The sequence below is a fragment of the Thermosporothrix sp. COM3 genome, assembly GCF_059696735.1.
This window is the reverse complement of record NZ_AP019376.1, coordinates 5,381,649-5,404,942: the sequence shown is the minus strand read 5'-3', so window position 1 is coordinate 5,404,942 and position 23,294 is coordinate 5,381,649. Positions and strand designations below refer to the sequence as shown.

Sequence of the window (23,294 nt, the reverse complement as noted above, 5' to 3'; positions counted from 1 at the left end):
GTGATAGGACAAGGAGGCATGGGAGCCGTTTATCAGGCTCGTGATCTCAGGCGTCAGGCAGTCTTTGCCATTAAAGAGATGAGCCTGTCTATGATCCCTGACAATGAACGTGAACAGGCCATCCAAAATTTCAAAATTGAAGCAAAAATCCTGTGGGGCCTTAATCACCCCAACCTGCCTACATTTACAGGCTTCTTTTCGGAGAATCAGCGCTACTATCTCGTCATGGAATACATAGACGGCTGGACACTGGAAGAACTGCTTGAGCGCAACGGAGGGCCATTTCCCGAGCGCCGCGTCCTGGGTTGGGCCCGGCAGCTCTGCGATGTACTCGAATATTTGCACAGCCAGCATCCTCCCATTATTTTTCGCGATCTCAAGCCGGGAAACGTGATGCTCACACGCGATGGACAAATAAAACTCATCGACTTTGGGATCGCCCGCTTTTTCCGCCCCTCTGTTTCTCAGGATACTCAGAAACTCGGGACCCCTGGCTTCGCGCCTCCTGAGCAGTACGGTAACGCCCAGACGGATGTGCGCTCAGATATTTATTCGCTGGCGATGACCCTCTTTCAACTGCTGACTGATACGGTGCTGAAGGAAGACGACTTCGGCCTGAAAAATATACGCCAGAATTACCCGCATCTCTCCCCAACCGTTGCACGAGCGCTCGAAAAAGCAGCGTCTAAGGAGCCCGAAAAACGATTTAGCAGCGTAGCTGAATTTCGCAGTGCCCTGCTCGGAGAGCATACCTTCGCCTTTGAGAGCGGTGAACAGGTTTCCACCCCAGAAGAGTTGGCCGCATTTTGTCGCTACTACCCGGAAGAGGTCGCGGACTATCTCGCCAGCGGTGAGATCGAGGTCTGGCTTCATGAAATCGGCGAGAAAGAGCTGGCCCGTAAGGTTCATTACATCAGCACTGTTGTGACAGATCCATTTGAGGCTGTCGAACAATTTATTCGCCTTGTAGGCTCTACCTCATCCTCGCGCCCGGTACGTCATCGCTCATCACAGCATAAGGCTGTGATTGCGTCGCCCCTCCCAGAAAAAGAGCACGAGCGCGGAAAAACAGGCAGTCCGCTTCGGCTGCTTCGTAAAGCGCACACCACATTGACAGTGCAACCATCGGCGCTCGATTTTGGCGAAGTCTATGACGAGATCTCTCCTCCTCTCACACTCACCATCAGCAGTGAGCAGGATATTCAAGGCTCAATCTACGTCAGTGAGCCCTGGATTTTACTCGATCAGGACGAATTTGAGGGCCCATATACAGAAGTGACCGTCTGCGTCAACCGCGAGCTATTGCTTGGAGGCACACATTACACCGGATACATCACGATTGTACCGGGAACCGGAAAAAATGGTTCAGGGAGGGCAACGAAAGTCGCGGTCAAAGCCACTGTCCCCGGCCAGCTCCCCTACTACTGGCGCAGGCGCAGCGGGAAAACCATCGGTGCCGATCTTGACGAAGAAGAAGAAAACTATGAGATCGAGGAAAATTATACAGCCAGGCAGGTACAACAACAGGCGCAAGCAGACGAGCAAAACAGCTCCCCCGTTGACCAGGACCTCACGCTGAAATATGGCTCTCCCGACGCTTCCAATGGCTGGGAGCCTGCGGACGTTCAATGGAGTTCGCTTCGTGCCCGTCAATGGGCAGAATATACTCGGACCTTCTTCGGCGCATTAATGGCCGGAAGTATGGCATATACCATTCCTGAGGGGCTGTTACAAAAACAGATTCAGCCTTCCGATCCGGCCTTCATTCTGGTTATGAGCCTGATTATTCCAGCCTCCGCCCTGGGAGCAATCTGCGGTAACTGGAAGCGAGCAGGGTTACTCAGCCGCATCTGCACCGGAATGACTAGCGTGCTGATCGGGCTTGCATTTGGTTCATTACTCCTGCGGCTTCTGCCAGCTCCCATCTCGCTGCTAGCCTGTTCACTGCTCAGCGCAGCAATAGCTGTCATCGGGATCAATGAGAAAACCTGCGAGATATTGACCGATGCCATACGCTCAGTTCATAGCCTGGGCAAAAGAGTTAGCTTTGCAGTAGCGGGCCTCTGTGGTAGTATCTTTGGGTTGCTCCTCACTCTTGGTTTTCCTCCCACAATCTTCAGTTTACTAGGGATTGCGGCAGGAATAGCTATTGCCATCCTTCAGATGTGGCGGGTAGACTACCTGATAAACAGTGAAGAGCAGTTCGCTGATACGGAGGAAGAGTAGTGACAGCACAGAAGGAAGTAGCTCTCCCGCAATTGATTGTCGTTCTGGGTCCGACCGCATCCGGTAAGAGCTCGCTGGGAATCAATCTGGCTCAAACCTTTCGGGGAGAGATCGTCTCGGCAGATTCACGCCAGGTCTATCGGGGCCTGGATATCGGTACAGCCAAAGTTACACCAGAGGAGCAACGCCTTGTCCCCCATCACTTGCTTGATGTCGCAGATCCTCGAGAAATCTATACTGTAGCACAGTTCAAACAGGCAGCAATGGAAGCCATCGACGGCATCATTCACCGGGGTCTTGTGCCTTTTCTCGTTGGTGGCTCGCCGCACTACATTCAGGCCGTTGTCGACAATCTGGATATCCCCCAGGTCGAGCCACAGCCCGCCCTCCGTGCAGAGCTCGAACAGCGGCCCTTACCCGAGCTGCTGGCACAATTGGAGGAGCTAGACCCCCAGAGCGCCACAACAATTGATCGCAACAATCCACGTCGCATCATTCGAGCGCTCGAAGTCTGTCTGATAACCGGAAAGCCATTCTCCGCACAACGCCGCCTGGCAGATCCCAGATATCACAGCCTGCTGCTTGGCATCCATTGGCCGCGTGAGATCCTGTATCAGCGCATCGACGAGCGCGTTGACATACGTATGCAACAAGGCATGGTTGATGAGGTCAGAAAGCTGCTCGCCGAAGGAGTTCCCGCTGAGCGTCTGGACGCAATGGGATTGGAATACCGCTTCATTAGCCGCCTGCTCCAGGGACAGTTCACAGATCAGGCTGAGATGGTCCAACGGCTGAAATATGCCATTCACGATTTTACCCGTCGTCAGCTTACCTGGTTCCGCAAGGAAAAGCGCATTGTGTGGATTGAAGGTGGTACAGATGTAGAACAGCAAGCTCGAACGATAGTCAGCGACTTCCTTAAACAGAGACAAATACTTTGATAGAAAAGAGGAGCCGTTCCCGTGGGGAAGGAACGGCTGAAACTTGTAGAGAGGCAGTGGGGCAATTTAGGATAGTAAAAATGGGTAGACCCTGGTACCTAAAAAGTGGGCGCTCAATCCCGATCCCATTCATGCCTTTAGAGTTCTCCACCCCTATGATAAAGGCTGAACATGAAGTGAGCCTGTGAAGAACCTGAGAACAGACTGAGAACTCATAATCAAACCACAAAGCGAAAGAAAAAGCCCGCCGATCTGGCGGGCCTGTTGTTTTTCGCTTCGCTTCAGGAGAGAGTTTGCGCCGAAATCGCGATCTGTGCAGGATCGGTATCTGTTTCCTGCCTGCCCTCTGTTGGCAGTGAGGCAGATAAAACGCTCTGCACAGTCGGGAAATTGCTTTCCACAATCATGCCATTGTCCATATACACATGGTACGGGAACATTGCTGGATCAAAGGTATTGCTATGCGAGATCAGGATAATCTGCTCAAAATGCTGACCCAGAATGTCACCGGTCACCACATCAACCAGCGCCCGTGAGCGACCACGATCAAAGGAACTCAGCGGTTCATCCAGCAGGATAAAGCCCGGGGCAGCGCCTAGCTCACGTGGCAGAATGGCAATTGCAAAAGCCAGACGAAGCGCCAGCGAAAGCTGATCCGCAGTACCAGCAGACAACCGGGACTTCGGCAAGTACTCGTTAGCCGCAGGCTCCCACACACTGACCTGGAATGAGCCGCCCCCAATGACGCCGGCCTCTTCCTTCGTGCTCAGTTTCACATCGTGATAGCGCCCGCCGGTAAGCAGGGGAAGCAATTGCTGCATATAATACTCGGTTCGAGGAACCACCTTTTGCAGCAGGCGCTCACGGGCCTCCTTCAACACGCGATTACCGTGCTTCTTCACAAGGAAGGCACGCTCAAGCTGTTCTAGATGCTTGCGTACCTGTTCCAGCTTCAGCGGGTTCTCGCCAATCTGAAGGGTCTTGCTCAAAGCCATTTCTTGTTTTTCCAGAACGTCTAGCTCTTTTTCCAGTTCGCTCCGCTCGTGCTCCAGCCGGCGCTGATCCTCGGGCGTGTATTTGGAGATCAAAGGCCAGACGGTTGCCAATCCCTGTAACGAGTAAGACTTCGGCTCAGGCCGCTTATGCTGGCGCAGCAAGGTTCGGATAACATCCTGCACATATGTGATTTCCTGACGACAAAGCTGAATTTTCGCCTGAGCTGCTCCCTCTTGATTTTTCAGGCGAGCGAACTCCTGCGTAATAGCGTCCTCGTCTGTTGATGCAAGCTCTTGCTGACAGCGTTCGCGCAAAGCAAGCAAATCTTCGGCAAAGGGTTTCGGCGGAACAATCCAGCTTCCCAGAGAGTTGCTGTACTTCGCCAGTTGCTTATAACGCTCGCTGAGCAACTCCTGTAGCTCTTTAACCCGGCGCGTATTGGTATCGAGTCGTTCCTGAAGCGTCAGCTTATTGCCCAGCGTAATCTGCAACTCTTCCAGTTGTCTGCGAGCCTGGATTTCCGCGTGATTGACCGCGGCCTGACCAAAAGTCAGACCCAATGTCGCCACACGCTGCCGTAGCGAGGTATTAAGATCCTGGAGCGCTTGCTTCAGTACCACCTGCTGTTCTTTCGCACGCTCAAGCTGAACCTGCGGGTTGTTTGATTTGTAGCGTTCCGCCCGTTCCTGCATCGTCTTCTGGCGCTGCTGCAAATGCTGTAGAGATGCTTCGAGCTCCTTCACCTGCTCACCCAGATCGGAGGCAGCATCAAGCTTGCCATCGAGCGCAGCAATCTCGCGTTCCGTATCTTTCAGCGAGCTTTCAACCAGAGTTTCCAGTTGAGGAATATCGGCTGAGCCTTCCTCGGACGGGGCCGTCATGGTATACAGTACATCCGCAGGCTGCAAACGATCATCCAGACTGGGCAGCGGCAGACCTTCTTGTCCGGCCAGAAGCGTAATCTCCTGGTGCAGGAGTTGTATTTCAGACTGAGCTTGCTCCAAACGCTGCTCTAAATGGTCCCAGTCATGTTGTTTGCGCTCTTCTTCAAGGCGTGCATACTCTTTGCGCAATCTGGCTACAGCTTCCATTGTGACGCTTACCTGGTTACGTGCAAGACTGGCCTCTTCACGCTTGCGCATCGCCTGCTGTTGAGCTTCAGCCACACTCTCATCAAATTCGCCCACTTTTCGCAGAAGCTGCTGTGCTTCCTCAAGCGAGCGAGGAATAGAACCACCGAGAGACGTAATTTCGCGCTCGATACGCTCAAGCGTCTCTGGCTTCAGATTCGCAGAGGCAGCAACCTGTGCCCCCTGCATTTTCTTGTACTCGCTCATCGCGGTCAGAATCTGATCCTCAACCTCTCTTTCAGAGGTGCGAGCCTGCTTGAAATTATGGAAGCTAAAAGTTGCAGCGATAAGCGAAACTGCCGCGACAATGCTGGCAATAACACCGGGAATTGGTAAGCGCGGGACAGCAAAGGCAAAGGCAAAGATCGCAAAAGCAGTTGCAATCAGAGCAGCCAGGACTGAAACCACCAGTAGCACACCAAAGCGCCCTTTACTGGTTCGAGCCTCTTCCAGAGCAAGCTGTAACCGCTCCTGATTCAGCCGCGCCTGTTCGAGCAGGCTCTGGGCCTCTCGCTGCCCCTGCATCATGCCTTTCAGGCGGTGCCATTCCTCAAGTTGCTGTCGCAAGCCAATCTGACGCCAGCGTTGTTCCAGCTCCTCAGCCTGTTTCTGGGCCTGTTGAGCCTCTGCTTCTGCCAGCGCAAGTTCTTGCTCGGTTTCCTTGAGCTCCTGAGCTGTCTTCTCAAGCTCTTCGCTATTGCGTTGTGCATCTGTTCGCTCATTGAGAGCCTGTAAATATTGTTGTTCCTGCTTACCCAGAGTCGTAAGGCGCTCAAGCAGGTTTTGCAACCGCTCAAGCCGCGCTTCTAATTGCGGGCGACTGTGACGCCGCCGCTCTTCCAGCTCCTGTAGTGTCTGGCGAACTTCCTGCAACCGCGCGGTGGTATGCTCAATTTGCGTCTCAACGGATTTGAGATCATCCTGAGTCTCATCATATTGCTTCAAATCCTGCTCAAGCTCTTTAATCGCATCAACCGAGGTCAGCAAATCGTTCGACATTCGCTGGAGCGTGCCAAATGAACGCATCAGTTCGCTTAACTCAGCGACACGCTTTTCCAGCAGGGGCAGTTCTTCCTGTTCGCGCCTTTCCAGCTCGGCCAGTTCTGCTTCAAGTTCGGGAATCGACTTACGGGAAGCTGCGATATCTTCGTATGCCGAGATGATCTCTGATAGCGTGGCCTCGGCCTTCTTGAGCTGCTGAATACGGCTCTGGCGCGTTCGTAGTTCAGAGCGCCGTGTCTTGACCTCTTCCAGCGTTACCTCTTGCTCAAGAATCTCATCCTCTTGCTGCTTAACCTCAGAGAGCCGCAGGTGCACATTTACCACATCAAGCGCAACCTCGACCTCTTCCAGACGGCGGCTGAGCACGGGGAGACGATGCTGTACTTCGGCCAGGCGTACACGTTCGCGTGCAAGCTGGAGCTGTTGTTCATCTTCATCCGTCACCCGGAAATACTCCAGCAGGCTGGTGATTTTTCGCAAGCCCAGAGCCTCACGCACAATCTTCTCGCGTTCCTCACCTGAGAGCAGTTCCAGACGCGCGAGGCCCTTTTGCTCAATGAGCCAGGAGTTCCGCAGTACCTCGCCGGTCAACTGGCCCAGTTCCGCCTCAATGGTTTCATTCGCGATCTGAAGATTGGTAATGATTTCCTCATTCGGGATACCAAGCCGTCGAATGCTCAAGGTAATTTGTTGCCCCTGACCGCGCTCTATACACCGCTTTATCAAGAGCTCGGTTGTGCTGACAGAGAGAAGCAGCGTCACTGTCGCCGTTTGCGCCCCAAAGCTGATCAACTCATCCAGCGAGGATTGCTGCCGTGCGTCGCTAGCCAGAGGCTTCCCATACAGGGCAAAATAAATCGACTCAAGCAATGCGGATTTACCAGACTCATTCGGACCCTGGATAAGAATAGATCCACGTTGAGGAAAGTGAAGATCCAACTCTCGCAAGAGGCGGAAGCGCTCGACTGTTAAATGCTTCAAAATAATCATTGATTTACACTCCGTTCGCCAGGCCCAAATCAAAGCCCTATAAGAGCCCGCTCAACACCGTCAACTTCTACCTTCTCATCTCTTCCAGAGCTGATAGCACTTCTTCCTTCGTCCACTGAAGGATCTGTTTTTCCTGCTCATCAGAAGCAGTATTCATCCACTCGTCAACAATAGCGCTCACTTCCGAACGCAGCGACAGGCGTTCACTGCTTTCCAGCACAATGGCCTCCTGATCGGGAAGAAGAGAGAGCGCACTATCATCAATGGCCAGCGCAAAACAATGCTCTTCCCCGTAGCGACGAATTTGATTCAGATCCAGATCATGATAACGGCTTCTTGTCAGTTCGCCTTCAAGCCGAAGCTGAATCATCGTGTCAGAGTGACAGAGAGGCCGCAAACGGCTCAGGATCGCTTCTGTTGGCAACGAGTCCTGCTTCGCAGGGTCGGCAGGCCAGAGTTCATTCACAGGAATAGAGAGCTGTTTCACTTTGAGCGTATCAACCGGAATATGATTGCACCAGCGGATACCATCAGCCGCGAGGCCCATGAAGAGAAAGCCCGGGGTGGCGTCTGGTACAGAGAAATCAACGTGCTGTGTCGCCCCGGCAACAATTACCTCGGTCTGCCCGAGCTGGAAGCGACAATGCCCGTGATGGAAGCCTGCCAGAATATAGCGAAAAGCTGACAATTTGGTCAGAGCAGCCCGAGAAATCTGCGTACGAGAGGCAAGGAGAGGGCTCGAAGAAGCTAAACCCTCGATAGGGGCATGCAGAAGGAGGAGGGGAATCGTGGCCCGCTCAATCTCATCACTGATGCGAATCTGCGCCAGCGGGTCCCCGTTCTGATCGGGCAAAACTCCAAGCGCACAAACGCCAACCTGTTCACCTCGAATAGAGAAAAACCGGGGTTCCAGCAGGTTATCAGATGGAACCGGAGAGAAGTACTGAAGCGCTCCCAAACGCGCATAGCTCATCTGAGGCGCGGGAGTCACATCATCAAGCGGAGTATCATGCACACCACCGAGAGCAAGGGTATGTACACCCGCTTGCTTCAAATTTGCCAGCCTCTCGGCGACGAAGCTGCGATCGCGCTCGTCAGGCATCGTCGTATCAAAAAGATCTCCCGCTTGAATAAAAAGATCAACGCCTTGCATCACAGCAAAATCAGTCGCTTGCTGAAAGGCCCGATGTAACCACTGGCGGCGCTCTTCCCGTTTGCGTGATTGTTGTTCAGTATAGCCCAGATGGTTATCTGCGGTGAACACAACCGTTACAACATCACTACGCGCCTTCTCAAGTTTCGTTTGCTCATCCCGTTCAAACATATTCTCTGCCATCATAAGTCAATCCGTACGGATACTGGTTCTATCCATCCTGTCACATTCAACAGCCAGTTCTATTCAGCTATCAGATAAAAGATTGAGAGCTTCTCGCGTCAGAAGCGTTTTCCTGTACTCTCTCAGGAAGAGAGCACAACTCCACCATACCTGGAAAAGAAGCGTAGAAGAGCGATGGAGCGGAAACACACTATCTCACATCTGCTCACTATAGATCAGTGTACAAAGTCTGAGCAGGTTGCCAAATCCAGCCGGATACGATGTTGTGAGATTAGTACTCTTTTCTCAACGTACTCAAAGTGAGTCTATCACAAAATGAGGTGATTACAAATGAATCAGGCGAGAAAGAGGGACTATTGGGTGAATGGCGAGCAGAGGTTCAATCGCGCGTGAGATCAGGACATACTATAAGCCAAAAGTACCCCTTCTCGCGCTCGGTCATGGACACATACCAGAACCAAATATTAATATATAACGTACATACAAGATGTAGCGACACCTTGTAAAAGCGGTTGCCCGCAGGCCATTGCTGGTTTTTAGAGAGCCTGTGCAGGGGATCGCTTTCTGTCTATATTGATAGTCAAACCCAGGATAGTCAAACCCAGGATAGCCAAATCCGGAATAGTCAAGTCCAGGGCTTAACCCCGGACTTATCAAGCCGATAGTGAAACACGAGACAGGAAAACAGATACACTCGAAATACAACTCCGGATAGGACGAATAGGAAGCGAAGCGCAGCAATCGCTCCATGATCCTATGAGCTATCTCGGTCGCCCGCAACGACCAACTTGTTGAGAGGGAATTGAGGCTCTTTTTCCTTATCTGCAAAGGCTTATATACATCTTCCAATTTCTCACATAGATCAGGAAAGAGAGCCGTGAAACACATCAGGGAGCTACTGAAAAACGATGGTTGCACTTAACCATAGGTGGGAGAGCAATGTGGTGGAAGCACAGGAAATAATAGGCGCTCAGGAAACGAGGAATGTTCTCCTCTCGTTCGCGAAGAGCATTCAAGAGCGAGATCTTGTTACCTATGAGCATTCCCGCCGAGTCGCTATTTATGCCAGACGACTGGCGCTTTTTCTGGGTTGGAGCGAGAGTGAAGCGGAAGACCTGGCATTGGCAGCGCTGGTCCATGATCTAGGGAAAACCTGGATCAGCAATAATATATTGAATAAGTCAGCCGCTCTTTCAATAGAAGAGCGACGTACAATGGAGCGTCATCCAGTTATCGGTGCAGGAATCCTGATCGGTTGCGATGTTGACCCTTTCTATGTCCAGGCAGTGCTACATCATCATGAAGCCTGGGACGGTCATGGCTACCCTTCCGGACTGAAGGGAAAAGAAATCCCGCTCAGTGCTCGTATTCTGACCATAACGGATGTGTATGACGTGCTGACCTCTCAGCGCCCATATAAAGCCCCTCTCTCTATGGATGCAGCACGTGAACGCATATTACAGTCGTCAGGTGCAAGCTTTGATCCAGTTATTGTACGCGCTTTCTTAAATCTGCTCGATACCACGCCAGACTTTACCGTTACCCAGACAGCAGATGAGCTATTAGAGCTAGAACGCCCGGCATCTGCACCGATAGATGTTCGCTCTCCTTCTGACCTCAAGCTTCAGTTGGCAGACGAATTCTAGTGCATATATCCTGGCAGATATCGCGTTGAATACAGATTGTGGTGCAGAAACATGGACGCGGCCTCTTGTCGAGCTTCTTGATAATATCTCCCTCATCTAGCTCGACAATGCCATATTTTTCTCGCATCGCTCCAGAGAGAAAGAGACTGCATTTCTCGATAGACTTCACTCTTATCCTGCAACGCCAGTTCTTCGTTCGAGATATGTGCCTCGGGTTCTATCATTCCATGAATAAGCCCCCATTTTTCAATCAAGCCAGCATAGGACCTGTCTTTTACCATTGCATGGAATGTCATCTTGAGGGCATCCATAAGCACACGATCATCTTTACGTACAGCGATGCCCTCCAGCGTGCGATTCTGTATTGTTCCCGCTAACTCAAATTGGTCAGGATAGATGTGCAAAAAGTGATCGGCTAATGGAGCATCAATATAAAAAGCGGCGACTTTCCCCTGGCTGAGCAGTTCCAGCCCTTTTTTCGGATTCGTCTCCGTCTTTATCGAAATACTCTGCTTTCCGTTCTTGCGGCAGGTGGCGCTTTCCAGCATCAGATCATCTTGCTCAATCGTCTCAGAGAGCACGCCAATACTTTTCCCACACAGCGCATCTATCCCGGCGATCCCCGCAGGATTCCCTTTCTGGACCAGTAATGCCTCACCCCCTTTGAAATAAGGAATGAAGTCTACCTTCGCCTGAAGGTCAGGGGTGATTGGCAGTGCCGAGATAACGACATCGATTGTTTTCTGCTGCAAGTTATCGATCAGGGTGGAAAAATCGAGATTGACGATCTCTGCTTTTAAGTTCAGGCGATGAGCGAGCATTGTGATGAGCTCGATATCAAAACCAGCCGGTTGCTGGGTGACAGGATCTTTGTATTCCTGGGGAGGATAGTTCAGATAACTACCAATGGTGAGCACTCCCGGTACAAGCAATGTATTCGGGGGAAGCTTTGGTACCGGAGTCGCTGTCGAAGCATTGTGCGAGACTGAAAAGATGTCTCCACTGCACCCGGACAGCAGAAAGAGCAGCACCATACAATAGGCCAGGAGGCGATAGAGCCTGAAGAACCTGCTTCGGCCTGCTCCCGGCTTGGTCTGCAAGTAACGCGTAATAAATTGCAACGCGGAACCTCTCCTCTACTACCTGGACAGACACCAGACCGCAAACGAACATCCATATTCTGCTTATATTACGCACTTCAACTACTATTCTATCACGGGATGGGCTAAAAGAAAGAAGAAAGCCTCATATTGAGCAAAATCTTCAGGAATCGGATGATTGTTTTTTCTCCGTCTGACAGAACACCGAACGGAACATATCTATCAGCATAAGTTTTCTCCACTTATCCACAATTTTTGTGGATAACTTGTGGAGAAAGTGGATAACTGCATCCCGAAGGACCCTTCGTATCGTTTGTTTCGCCAAAGCAATCATACAGGCGAAAGGGCTTACAGTGCCGTCTTGTTTAATAACTCCAGACTTATATAACTGTATATAACTGTGATATGATATGGCTCAACTCATCTTTTGTCGAAGTTATCCACAGAAAATGTGGATAAGTTATCCACAATTCATCCACATATATCGTATCGATATATAGTCGCGATATATCAATGCGATATGTCAGGGAGTTATCCACAGAAAATGTGGATAAGTTATCCACAATTCATCCACATTTCCACAATTCTCCTGAATTTGAAGCAAGGAGACGGTGAAAATGGTGTGAAAGCCAAAAGTTATCCACAGAAAATGTGGATAAGTTATCCACAATTCATCCACATTTCCACAAAGCTGTGTTGAACGTCACGAGTTATCCACAGAAAATGTGGATAACTTATCCACATTTTCCACACAAGCAAGCAGTGTTTTGTGGATTAATCCGCAGCAAGCAAACGTCGATAAAAGGCTTTTTTTAAGAGTTATCCACCAGGCAACCTGTAATCATTGGTACCACTCAAGTTATCCACAGAAAATGTGGATAAGTTATCCACATTTTCCACATATCGCAACGATATATATATATTGCACATGCGAGTTATTCACAATTTGTGGATAACTTATCCACAGTCTATCCACAATCTCCACACAAGCGAACGGTGATCTGTGTATTTTTCCTCATTTTTTCGACTTATCCACATTTGCTGTGGATAACTTTTCCACAAACACCGCTCACTTGGTGGATAACTCTGCGTATTTTTCCACATTTCTCGGAGTTATCCACAATCGATGTGGATAAGTTATCCACAAATTCAACATAAGCAGACATGCAAATTCATTTTTATCCACAGCCCTGTGGATAAGTTATCCACATACAAGCGATCGCTGATTCCGCCGAAAGTGTGTAATTTGTCCATATATTATCCCTCAAATTGCCCGTTTTTGGCAATTATTGTGACTTCTTTCCAAAAGTGCTGCGTATTTTTCCACATTCCATAGTTAACTCTCAACTTATCCAAAAGTTATCCACAATCGTTGTGGATAAGTTATCCACAATGGCCGATTTTCTGTGGAAAACCTGTGGATAACTCCCTCAAAATCACACTCTTTTATGAAAATCTGTACAGGAAGAAAGATGGCAATCCACAGGTTTTCCACAGGTTTTCCACAACTTATCCACAGTCTATCCACCTCTTATGGCATTGTGGATAACTTTTTCAGGTATTTTTAAGGCGAGGATAAAACGGCTCCAGAAGCGGTGTGAAGCAAGCTTTTAGGGCTAAGCAGTGAAAATTCCGGGGAAAAGAGGATCTTAACAGGCTTAAAGTGGCTTCCTGAGCCGTATGAAGCAATAATCCAGGAGCATTCACAAAAAGTGCAGCCTGGCGTTCCGCTCTATCGACCATAAAGCGGCTCCTGGAGCGGCTTGAGTGCCAACCCGGGTCGGTTTCCCCGGAGCATTCTTATTCTGAAAGTACGTTTGGTATGAAGTGGCTCTGTGAGCCGTTCGAGTGGCCTGCTCTCTCAGGTCCCTTTTAATGCCAGAGAGGCCAGCGAGGCTGAAAAACAAGTTATCCACATTATCCACAGCCCCTACTACTACGGCTTTCTTTATTTTATATTTTTATTGATTTATTTAGATATTAATAGTAGTTCGTCGTTTTCGCGTTTCGGCATCGTCGAGCTGGCAGGAATTTGCGGTCGCTCGCTTTGCTTGTTGTGGGTGGAAGGTTGGCTGCCAGGTCCATGTGCTATTGACCCCCTTTCTAGCAACAGCAAAAAGACTGCTTGCTATTTCCGAGAGCGAGGCTGTTGATTGTTGCTTTCTCCTGCTCACTTGCTTCTGGTACTACTGGCGGAAATATGCGGCATCTGCCTGAGGAATTCGGTACAATGTGAAGTGTGATCCGGCTGAACTCGATAGTCGTATACAAAGGACTATCTGTGCGACTTTCTGTGACATAGCTCGTTATATCTGGTTAGACAAATGAAATACAGCCTTTTATTGGAAGGCCAGCAGCGCATTTGAGGGACCAAAGGAGTATGGCAACACTTATCGAGAATATCAAAAACAAAATCGACATTGTTGAGGAAATCGGCCTTGTCGTTCCCCTACAGAAATCGGGCAAATCGTTCAAGGGGAACTGTCCTTTCCATAACGAAAGGACACCCTCATTCTACGTCTTTCCCGAGACACAAACATGGCGCTGTTTTGGTTGCAATGAAGGCGGAGACCTCTTCACGTTCGTGGAAAAGCAGCAGGGTTTGGATTTCAGAGAAGCGCTGCGTTATCTGGCTGAAAAGGCGGGCCTTCAGCTCGAAGACTATGGCTCGCACTTCTCTCCGGAGGACAGAGAGCTACGCGCCGTAAAAGAGCGGCTATACAAGCTGAATGAAGATGCGGTTCTCTGGTTTCATCAGATGCTCTTGCGCGCCAGAGAGGCTGAAGAAGCGCGTGCATATGTTAAAAGCCGGGGAATCTCTCCTGAAAGCGTGCTGGAGTTTGCACTTGGCTTTGCTCCTGATCGGTGGGAAGGCTTATCACGCTATCTGCTGGACCGGGGCTATACCGAGGATGAGATTGTGCAGGCGGGCCTGGCTCGCAGAAGGGAAAGCGATGAGGAAAGAGGAAACGAGCAGCAGGGCGGCATCTATGACTACTTTCGCAATCGTCTGATTTTTCCTATTCGCGATACCCGAGGTCGGGTTATTGGCTTCGGTGGAAGAGACCTGGGCGATGGGAAACCGAAGTATCTGAATTCGCCCCAGACACCCTTATTTGAGAAAAATAGTGTCCTGTATGCGCTGGATGTTGCCCGTGAGGCGATCAAACAGGCAAAGCAGGTGATCATCGTCGAGGGATATGTTGATGCTATCATCGCGCACCAGTATGGAACAAAACAGACAGTTGCTTGCTGTGGCAGTGCAATTACTGAAAAACATATCTTACAGTTGAAGAAGCTCACCAAGCAGGTGACGCTAGCACTCGACCCTGATGCTGCCGGGAATAAAGCAACCGAGCGCGGCATTGAGGAAGCGCTGCGCGGGTTTGATCGGACGCATGTGCCGGTTCCGGTGGTGCAGGGCTCAAACGGACAGCGGGGTGCTTCAAGGTCCCAGACACGCGGAATTATTCGCCTGGAGGAGCAGGTTGACGCGGAGATCAACGTCCTACAACTTCCGACCGATGAGGACCCGGATGAGTTGATCAGGCGCGACTATAGCTCCTGGTTGTATGCCATCAATCATCCTTTGCCATTGATCGATTGGTATTTTGTCAGTAAGACTGCTGGCCTCGATCTCCACTCTCCAACGGGGCAGACGGAGGCCGCGAGAAGACTATTACCAGTAATTGGCCTTCTGAGCGATAGAATCAAAAGAGATGCGTATATTCGCAAGCTGGCAGGCATGATCGGTACAAACGAGCGAACGCTGCACATGGAATTGCAGAAAATACTCAGAGAACAAAAGGGAGGCAGTGTTACTGTACCCCTTCCTGTACCGTTAGAGAGAAAGAGTGCTGGAAAGAGGAAGAGTCAGCAGGCTGTAAGCTCGCTTGGAGATACGTCGATAACAGGTGTAAGCGGAGGAAGAAGCGCAAACACAGAACAGAGGAGTAGCCAGACCGGAACGACAACGGTACTTGACAGAAATATGGCAGATAGGCTAAAATTGGAAGACTACCTGATTGGGCTACTCTTGCAAGATCCTGGGTTAAGCGCCTATGTTTGTGGTATAATTACCGATGGTGACTTCGCCGGGACAGACACGCGAGAGTTGTACCACATTCTCAATTCTGTGTATCAACAACGTGCTTCTTCCCCCTCTTTTGAACCCTTAGAGCAAGTTGTGCCAACTGCATTACAGGAAACCTTGACCAGAGTACGACAGCGTGTTGAGTCAGTCTCTTTTAAAAATGGAGATGGCCTGGTGAAAGAGGTTGTGCAGTGCGCAACCCGGCTCAAGCGAAACAGACTGTTACAACTGAATACAGAGCTCAAGTTTTTGATGAATGAAGCGGCTGCTGCAGGCGATATGGCGTCGCTTCGGCAGTTACAACAACAATTGCTGGCAATACACCGGCAACTGCGTACCATTAATTCCGCGACACATCTCCAGGGGTAGCCTCCGTTGTCTGGATTTTCCGGCGCTTTGTGAGATGTGCTTCACTCATTCACGAATGAATTTAGAGAGGTTTTCTGGGAGCCTTTACACTCCCGGTCAGGATGGACTAATTTTCTAAATAGAATATGGACCAGGAAGCAGGAAAATCTATCTTTTGCTTTTATTCTTGTAAGCCTGTTTTCTGAAGGGGGATGCCAGAATGGTGAATCGGGAACAAGATGTTATGGATCGAGTACACAATGGGCATGTAAATTCGGGGTCATTGGGGAATATGTTGGATATTGAACCATTTGATGATGGTTTATTGGATGTAGATATTGATGAGATCGGTCATTCCGCTCATGCTACCGTCGGCGGCAATCAGATTAACGCTCTCGATGATGCTGAGCCTTTTGACCTGTTTAAATTACAGGACGAAGAGCCTATGGATGCCCTGGACCCAACCAAAGAGCCGCCAGCGGACTGGGAGCCCGGCCCAGAAGACGTTGTTGATGTTGATGCCGAGATCCTGGCTGACCCCAAGTGGGAAGACCTGCAAGACGGCTTTAGCATCGGCGTTACAGACTTTGAAAGCAGCCTGGACGATCCCGTGCGCATGTACTTGCGCGAGATCGGCCGTGTGCCCTTGCTGACCGCCGATGAGGAAGTGCGCCTCGCTCAGTTGATGGAGCGCGGGAAAGCTGAGCGCCTGAAGCCCAATCCTGTACAGCGTATCATCATTGAAGGCGAAGAGGCCCAAAAGCGCTTGACTGAAGCAAACCTGCGCCTGGTCGTAAGCGTGGCTAAGAAGTATATTGGCCGTGGTATGAACCTGCTGGATCTTATCCAGGAGGGGAATATTGGCCTGATCCGCGCTGTCGAGAAGTTCGATTACGCGAAGGGCTTTAAGTTCAGCACCTATGCTACCTGGTGGATTCGCCAGGCCATCACCCGTGCGATCGCCGATCAAGCTCGTACTATTCGTATTCCCGTTCATATGGTTGAGACAATCAACCGCCTGATCCGTATTAGTCGACGCCTGTTACAAGATCTCGGGCGTGAACCGACCTCCGAGGAAATCGCCGCTCAGATGGATATCAGCGCGGAAAAGGTCCGCGAGATTATCAAGGTGAGTCAGGAGCCTGTCAGCCTGGAAACGCCTATCGGCGAGGAGGATGATAGCCACCTGGGTGATTTCATCGAGGATCATACTGCTCTGGCTCCTGCTGATGCCGCGAGCCATCAATTGCTTAAGGAGCAGGTTGAGGATGTGCTGGAAAGCCTGACCGATCGTGAACGCAAGGTCTTGCAGTTACGTTTCGGTCTCGACGATGGTCGCAGCCGCACGCTGGAAGAGGTCGGGAAGGAGTTTCATGTAACGCGTGAACGAATTCGCCAGATTGAAGCAAAGGCTCTGCGAAAGCTGCGCCACCCGAGTCGCAGCCGTAAGCTGAAAGATTACCTGGATTAAGAGGCTGGCAGATTTTATGGAAGTCAGGGCAACCTATAGGGGGAAAGGTTGCTGCGTTCTATTGGTACTCGATTGTTACCCGATAAGCAAGAATTCGAGGATGCGATCTCTTCCGGTCGCATCCTTTTTCATCCCCATTCTGAACGAATGGCTTTCACTGGCAAGAGAAATCAGGTTGTCTTTATGGAAAAGGTTGGAGGAAAAGTTGTATCCGCTCTCGACTATGTTTCTTACACCGATCTATCTTTCTGATATATGCGCTTCTCCTATGGTATTACGCTCTCTCACGCCTTCTAAATGAAAGTTATCCACAATTTTTCTCCACATATCCACAATTGAGTTGATTTTCTGTATATATCATCTCGATATATGCTATCGTTCCCTGCTCTGTGCTGTAATCACCGAAAATCATTCTTATATTCTCAGATGTATCATTACATGATAAAACAATATATATGCATGAGGAAGCAGAAAGATTAAATTTTCTCCTTAGAAGCTCGAATCTGTGAATGGACCAGCGGATCGAGAAATCACACGCTGTGTTTTATCTGCTTCTTTGTCTCGGGGATGACCTATGAAATGAGGAATGAACCCTCATCTTCATAATTGGAAATGAAGCCTACAACTCCTCTCATTGACAACTGGGATTGAATTTGGCTCTTCTCTGTAGAGTACCAGAAGTACTGTGCGCGTTAAGCTGGCTTTTGGTTGCCTGAAATATTGAAAGGGAAGGGATACAGCCATGAGTGATAAGCCTTCCAATAAGTTCTTTTTGCGCCCTGTTGAACTGTCTGACGCTCCACAGTAGCTCATCTGTTTGCTGTCTGTGGACAATCAGAAGCGCTACGACCTGAAGCATATACACCTGATTATGGGGCTGAAGATGTGCGATCTGAGTGGAGTTCTCTGGATCTGAAACGTGATGCCTGGGTGGCGGTCATGTCAGATGGTGCTGTGGTTGGTTACACCAGTGTTGTTCTGGCTCTACGAGATGTGGAACAAACGCGCTGGCAGGTCAATGTACATCACCGTACCCGTGTTTTGCCTCAATATACAGTCGAGGAATTGGGACAGCCCTGCTCCAGATGGCTGAGAGCCGTGCAAAAGAGCTGCTGGCGGCGATTCAGAACGTAGAACCAGAACCCTTCATGCACATCGGGTATGCCTGCGAGGTGGAATCAGCGTCGACCGTGATTGCCAGGCTCCCCTGTCTGAGCGCTTTGGAGGCGATCAGGCTCTGCAACTGGGCAAACGACTACTGTGAGAAAACGGCGTTGGCTTTGCGCTGCTTCTGACCGGCGTGCTTGCCTTTCTTGCGGGGGCTCGCTCGCAAATATGGTGAGCTGTTCCAGGCCGATCAGGCTGCGTGGATGCTGCTGGGTGATGCGTTTGGAAACGACATGATTGGCGTCCTGCTTCAACCGTCTCTCTCGTCCAGAGATTGCCACCAGGTGACGCGTTGCCGAACGAGTGCCTGTCTGTTGCAGATGCTTTCTCAGGCTCGCGTAATGGTTGGCTTTGGCCCTGACCCGCTTGCCCGAATGGAAGGTGCTTGTGCCCGTGTGGGTGCTACTCACCGCCAGATAGCGAATGCTTGCATCCACCCCGACCACCTGCTCTACGCTCTGCGGTGTGGGATCAGCGACCTCGCAGGCCAGTTGGGTCGCTCGCAAAGCGATAAACTGCTCTTTCGTTGGCTGGAGTTTGAGTTTGGCGGTGATGACCGTTTTCATGCCTTCAATCCTCTCAATAAAGGAGAGGTGTGTCAAGCAGTATGAAGAGATTGTCATGTGCTCTTCCCTCACAAGGGAGACCCATTCCCCTCCCCCCTGAAGACGGGAACTTCCTGGATCGCTTCCGTGAAAACCCGATGCCTCCTGTTATAATGGTTGAGATAGCGTACTTTCTGGCGGTTTTGTAGGAAATGGGTAATATCTCTTCTGCAATTTCTTCGGTCCACCTCTATACTCTGCTATGATAGAGAACATAACAGAGTGTTTCAACATACCGCATTTTGGGCAGTGAGCGTAGCCAGCAGGACCTTCAAGAGATCCGGATGAAGTAGTGATATATGTCGACGGAGCAGATGCGATTGAACAAATGGTGTCATCCTCATACGGTCCTGATTCTGTCAGGTCAGGAGGTATACAATGCTTGAGTATGGTGGGCCTCTTTATCTGATCATTGGCAACGGCATTGCCGGGATAACTGCCGCTGAGGTACTCCACAGAGAAGATCCTACCGCCTCGATTGCTATACTCGCGGAAGACATCCGACCGACTTACTATCGTCCTGCCCTGAAAGATTATCTGCGGGGAACGCTCTCTGAAGAGAAGCTCTTTATGCATTCTGACGCCTTTTATCAAGAGCGCCAGATTGAGCTACAGCAGGGGTGTGTCGTCCGGATAAAGCCCGCACAGCATCGTGTTGTGCTTGATAATGGGAGTGAGATAGGCTATCAAAAGCTCTTACTGGCTTGTGGAGCACATCCGACGCGTCTGACCTGTGCTGGAAATGAGCTTGAAGGGGTCGCAACCCTGTACTCTATCGACGACTATCAGTCTATTCTCCGTCGTCTGGAGAAAGTCAGGCATGCTGTTGTGTACGGGAGTGATCCACTGGCAATAGATACGGTAGAAGCGCTGCGGAAACGCAAGATTACGGTAACGCACATACTCCCGAGCTCTCTGCTGTGGCCTGATATGTTGGATGCAACGGCCTCTGACCTGATTTTGCAAAGAGAGAGGCGCGATGGTGTGAATGTACGCCTGGAAGAAGACATTGTTGAGATCAAGGGGCGGCGTGGTCGTGTGACAGGGGTTGAGCTTGCCAGGAGCACACCTATTTCCTGTGAGCTGGTCATTGTTGCGAATGGCTTTGAGGCAAACTGTGAATGGATCAGGCAAAGTGGTATCGCGTGTGGTAAGGGGGTGCGGGTGAACGCGCGAATGCAGACGGGAGCCCCTGATATCTATGCTGCCGGTGATGTTGTTGAGATTATTGATGCTTCGACCGGGCGCGCTCGTATCCTTGCTCAATGGTATCCCGCGTTGCAGCAGGCACGGGTCGCAGCATTGAGCATGCTTGGACGTTCTGATGTGGCGCTCTCTAACACGTACTACTATGCATCGTTTCTTTATGGAGTCGAGTTCGCGGCAATAGGTGTAACCAGGCTGGCGCGGACTCAAGGCGTACAGGAGGTGCTGGCAGAGCCCAAAGCCGGCGAATATCGTAAGCTCTTACTGCAACAAGGGCTTCCGCTTGGCGTCCTGGCCATAGGCAATCGCAAGGGAATCATGGATATCAAGCGGGCAATGGATCACCGAGTTGATCTCTCACCTGTGCAAGAGCAGATTTTCTCTGCTGATTTTCGTCTGGGGGACTGGCTGGATCAGCAGGGGGTTCCGCCACTGTTTGCGCCTGCTCGAAAGCGGGAGGAGAAGCACAAGCATGGGCAGACAGCTTCGCTGATGCCAGTGCCAGAGCGGGATACTCGATCCGCTTCGTCTCCACTCACTGCATGGCTTGTTGCTCAAGGTGAGGTTGCCGATATTGTGGACACGGAGAAGCTCTATCTGAGCCAGAAAGAAGCCTTTGTTGTTGGGAGAGAGCCCGATGTTACGCTGATGATCGATCGCGGGACGATCTCTCGCTTTCATGCTGAAATTCGCTTCGCAAATGGGGTCTACTTGTTGAAGGATCTTGAGAGCACCAACGGTACTTTTGTGAACGGTCAGCGCTTACCTGTAGGTGCTGCTTATATTTTGAAAGATAGAGATGTGTTGAGCTTTGGCAGTAATACCCGGTTTGTTTTCCGTCAATCCTGGAAAGATCAGCAGGCTGTGGAACCCGTGCAACAAGGCAAGCTCACCGGTGGAAGGGGGGTGCGTGCGGCCCATTTCCTGACAGAAACTTCCCCGACCGTACAAATCAAGGCCGTGACCGGACAACTGCCTGTACCTGAACTACTTATTTGCCCTCATTGTGGAATTGCGAATACGCGGTTTGCTCGCTTCTGTGCCAGTTGTAGCAAAACTCTTACCGTATAAGGAGCTGGCAATGACAAAAACGTCCTCTCTGCCAATTGGGTTGGCGCACCGCAAGGATCTTCGAGCGCTGACAACGGATGAGATCCGTTTTGAGATAGACATGTGTATCGGCTGTGATCGCTGTATGCAGGCATGTCCGGTTCCTCTTTCCAATAAAATGACCATTGCTGAGCTCAATCAGGCGACCATAGGCGATGAGATTCCTCCGTTGGTTGCCCGCTTTATCCATGAGTGCGTGATGTGTGGTTCCTGTGTGCCTGTTTGCCCTGTCGGGGATCATCGAGACTTATTAATGTTGTCCTTGAAGCAGCGTCTGGGGTCTTCCTGGGATGAAAAGGCTGATACCGCACATATTCTCAGCAATTTGCCCCAGGGGTGGAATATTCCATTATTGCTCAGGCGGCTTCGTGAGCAACCTGCACTTCGGGATGCATCGGCAGTTCCCGACAACTATTTGCTCCATCTGGTTGCGGCATCGACGCTGCACGTTTTTTCCTCTGATGAACTCCTGGTGCAAGAAGGTACCTTTGGTAATACCCTCTATCTTTTGCTTGCAGGAGCGGTGGAGCTATTCACCCACGATGCTGCCGGGAAGGAGATATTGCTTGCGATCGTTCGGCGGGGCGAGTACATTGGCGAACAGAGCCTGTTTAGTGGCCAACCTCGCTCTTTCTCTGTCCGGACCAAGCGAAATTGCATTATGTTGGAGGTTCCCGAACAGGTCATCCAGCGTCTGATGGAACTGGTTCCTGCCGTTCAGCATTATTTCGAGGGCCTTTACGCTGCTCGTCTGACCGAAACTATTCTGCTGCGCTTGTCCTTATTTGAGGGCGTGCCTGCCCACGAGATCCACGCCCTGGCTACCAGGATGATCATCAAGCACTATGAGCGAGGGGAAAGCTTATTCAGGGAGGACCCTGACGCTCGTCCTTCCCGCGAATCGCTTCATATTCTCCTGGATGGTTTTGTGAAAGTCTCTCGTCGTACTATGCTGAAAGCTGCTGAAAAGGGGGCAGGAGAACGGGTAATAGCTTATCGGCAATGTGGCGATTATTTCGCTGGCGGGTTGGATATGTTAGGCGATAAGCAGGCGGTTTCTGTCTCTGCAATGACTCGGACCACAGCGGCTGAGCTCCCTCGTTCTGTGCTGTTGCAATTTCTTCGTCGCTATCCAGAGGTGCGACAACGTTTTCAGGAGCAGATGCAACAGTACAAAGAATCAAAGGTGGCTGCATACAGTGCTGTTTTTGAGCCATTTGGCAGCGCTCTGAGCTTTGCAATCGAGACCGATAAAGCGGCACGACACGGGCTCCATACGCTCGTCAGTGATGGCGTTATCGAGGGCACAGATGTTCTGGTGATCGACCTTGATAAGTGTATCCATTGTAACGAGTGTGAGGAGGCCTGTGCGCGCAGGCATGGTCACTCGCGCATGAACCGCAAAGGAAAGGTAGTCGGTAACCTGAGTATCGCTTCGGTCTGTCGCCAATGCCTGGATCCCGTTTGCATGTTGTGTAGCCGCGCCGGGATTGCGCGTTCGCCAACCGGAGAAATCTATATTACTGAAAGCTGCATCGGCTGTGGTATCTGTGCAGAACGGTGTCCGTATCACTGCATTTCTATTGTGGAGGTAGAGGAGAAACCGCAACAGGGGGAAAATCTCTGGCAACGCTTTAGCTCGTTCTTCTTGCGTGGGGGCAAAGAGCGGGGGCGTCGTACTTTGCCGGTACTTCAGCAGCGAGTTGCACCGGGGCCGTTTGATGTGCAGAAACCCCGAGACCTGAGCGAGGAAATGCGGAAGAAAGTCGCAGTGAAGTGTGATCTTTGTGCCGGGTATGAGAATCAGGCCTGTATTCAGGCCTGCCCGACTGGCGCAGCGATCCGTGTGAACCCTGTTACATTCTTTGGATCAACTGAGGATATTTTGAGCCGGAAAGCACGGTAGAAGAGGGGGGCAAACGCTTTT

The 23,294-nt window shown here is 50.7% G+C and carries 11 protein-coding genes and 1 pseudogene; 7 read left to right on the top strand and 5 right to left on the bottom strand.

What is annotated here, in order from left to right:
• Together KTH_RS22895 and miaA are read left to right on the top strand one after the other, a co-directional pair.
• The gene (locus KTH_RS22895) at positions 1-2,226 is read left to right on the top strand and encodes a serine/threonine protein kinase (RefSeq protein WP_497621228.1); all 2,226 of its coding nucleotides are present in this window, start codon (positions 1-3) and stop codon (positions 2,224-2,226) included.
• The gene (miaA, locus tag KTH_RS22890) at positions 2,226-3,167 is read left to right on the top strand and encodes a tRNA (adenosine(37)-N6)-dimethylallyltransferase MiaA (RefSeq protein ID WP_111325504.1); all 942 of its coding nucleotides are present in this window, start codon (positions 2,226-2,228) and stop codon (positions 3,165-3,167) included. The genes KTH_RS22895 and miaA overlap by 1 nt, the downstream gene beginning before the upstream one ends.
• 281 nt (positions 3,168-3,448) lie before the next feature.
• On the opposite strand, the gene KTH_RS22885 is transcribed toward miaA, so the two are convergent.
• Positions 3,449-7,285, bottom strand: coding sequence for an AAA family ATPase (locus KTH_RS22885; protein ID WP_111325505.1), 3,837 nt, complete (start codon positions 7,283-7,285; stop codon positions 3,449-3,451).
• 67 nt (positions 7,286-7,352) lie between these two features.
• A complete protein-coding gene (locus tag KTH_RS22880) occupies positions 7,353-8,624 on the bottom strand; it encodes a metallophosphoesterase family protein (RefSeq protein ID WP_497621225.1) in 1,272 nt (423 codons plus the stop codon).
• Between the two features lie 905 nt (positions 8,625-9,529).
• On the opposite strand from KTH_RS22880, the gene KTH_RS22875 reads away from it, so the two are divergent.
• Positions 9,530-10,267 (top strand): HD-GYP domain-containing protein, encoded by a 738-nt coding sequence (locus KTH_RS22875; protein WP_111325507.1) that lies wholly within the window; start codon positions 9,530-9,532, stop codon positions 10,265-10,267.
• 92 nt (positions 10,268-10,359) lie between these two features.
• Here the strand turns inward: KTH_RS22875 and KTH_RS22870 are convergent, their stop codons facing one another.
• Both KTH_RS22870 and KTH_RS22865 read right to left on the bottom strand, forming a co-directional pair.
• Positions 10,360-11,388 (bottom strand): ABC transporter substrate-binding protein, encoded by a 1,029-nt coding sequence (locus KTH_RS22870; protein WP_497621223.1) that lies wholly within the window; start codon positions 11,386-11,388, stop codon positions 10,360-10,362.
• A gap of 1,952 nt (positions 11,389-13,340) precedes the next feature.
• On the bottom strand, positions 13,341-13,541 hold the full coding sequence (locus tag KTH_RS22865; RefSeq protein WP_497621221.1) for a hypothetical protein: 201 nt from the start codon (positions 13,539-13,541) through the stop codon (positions 13,341-13,343).
• A 206-nt stretch (positions 13,542-13,747) separates the two neighbouring features.
• Here KTH_RS22865 and dnaG point away from each other — a divergent pair, with 206 nt between their 5' ends.
• Both dnaG and rpoD read left to right on the top strand, forming a co-directional pair.
• Positions 13,748-15,829 (top strand): DNA primase, encoded by a 2,082-nt coding sequence (dnaG, locus tag KTH_RS22860; RefSeq protein ID WP_497621219.1) that lies wholly within the window; start codon positions 13,748-13,750, stop codon positions 15,827-15,829.
• 199 nt (positions 15,830-16,028) lie between these two features.
• On the top strand, positions 16,029-17,279 hold the full coding sequence (gene rpoD / locus KTH_RS22855; protein WP_111325511.1) for an RNA polymerase sigma factor RpoD: 1,251 nt from the start codon (positions 16,029-16,031) through the stop codon (positions 17,277-17,279).
• Between the two features lie 1,150 nt (positions 17,280-18,429).
• Here the strand turns inward: rpoD and KTH_RS22850 are convergent.
• Positions 18,430-19,042, bottom strand: a pseudogene (locus KTH_RS22850) (transposase); the annotation flags it as partial.
• A gap of 387 nt (positions 19,043-19,429) precedes the next feature.
• Between KTH_RS22850 and KTH_RS22845 the strand changes: the two are divergent.
• The gene (locus tag KTH_RS22845; RefSeq protein WP_497621217.1) at positions 19,430-21,328 is read left to right on the top strand and encodes an FAD-dependent oxidoreductase; all 1,899 of its coding nucleotides are present in this window, start codon (positions 19,430-19,432) and stop codon (positions 21,326-21,328) included.
• Positions 21,329-21,338: 10 nt separating this feature from the next.
• Positions 21,339-23,273 (top strand): cyclic nucleotide-binding domain-containing protein, encoded by a 1,935-nt coding sequence (locus KTH_RS22840; RefSeq protein ID WP_497621215.1) that lies wholly within the window; start codon positions 21,339-21,341, stop codon positions 23,271-23,273.
• The last annotated feature ends 21 nt before the right edge of the window (positions 23,274-23,294 follow it).

What these genes read in the sequence shown, in the direction of transcription:
- KTH_RS22885 (WP_111325505.1), bottom strand. Translation starts at nt 7,285, where the DNA reads ATGATTATTTTGAAGCATTTAACAGTCGAGCGCTTCCGCCTCTTGCGA.
- KTH_RS22880 (WP_497621225.1), bottom strand. Translation starts at nt 8,624, where the DNA reads ATGATGGCAGAGAATATGTTTGAACGGGATGAGCAAACGAAACTTGAG.
- KTH_RS22875 (WP_111325507.1), top strand. Translation starts at nt 9,530, where the DNA reads ATGGTTGCACTTAACCATAGGTGGGAGAGCAATGTGGTGGAAGCACAG.
- dnaG (WP_497621219.1), top strand. Translation starts at nt 13,748, where the DNA reads ATGGCAACACTTATCGAGAATATCAAAAACAAAATCGACATTGTTGAG.
- rpoD (WP_111325511.1), top strand. Translation starts at nt 16,029, where the DNA reads ATGGTGAATCGGGAACAAGATGTTATGGATCGAGTACACAATGGGCAT.
- KTH_RS22845 (WP_497621217.1), top strand. Translation starts at nt 19,430, where the DNA reads ATGCTTGAGTATGGTGGGCCTCTTTATCTGATCATTGGCAACGGCATT.
- KTH_RS22840 (WP_497621215.1), top strand. Translation starts at nt 21,339, where the DNA reads ATGACAAAAACGTCCTCTCTGCCAATTGGGTTGGCGCACCGCAAGGAT.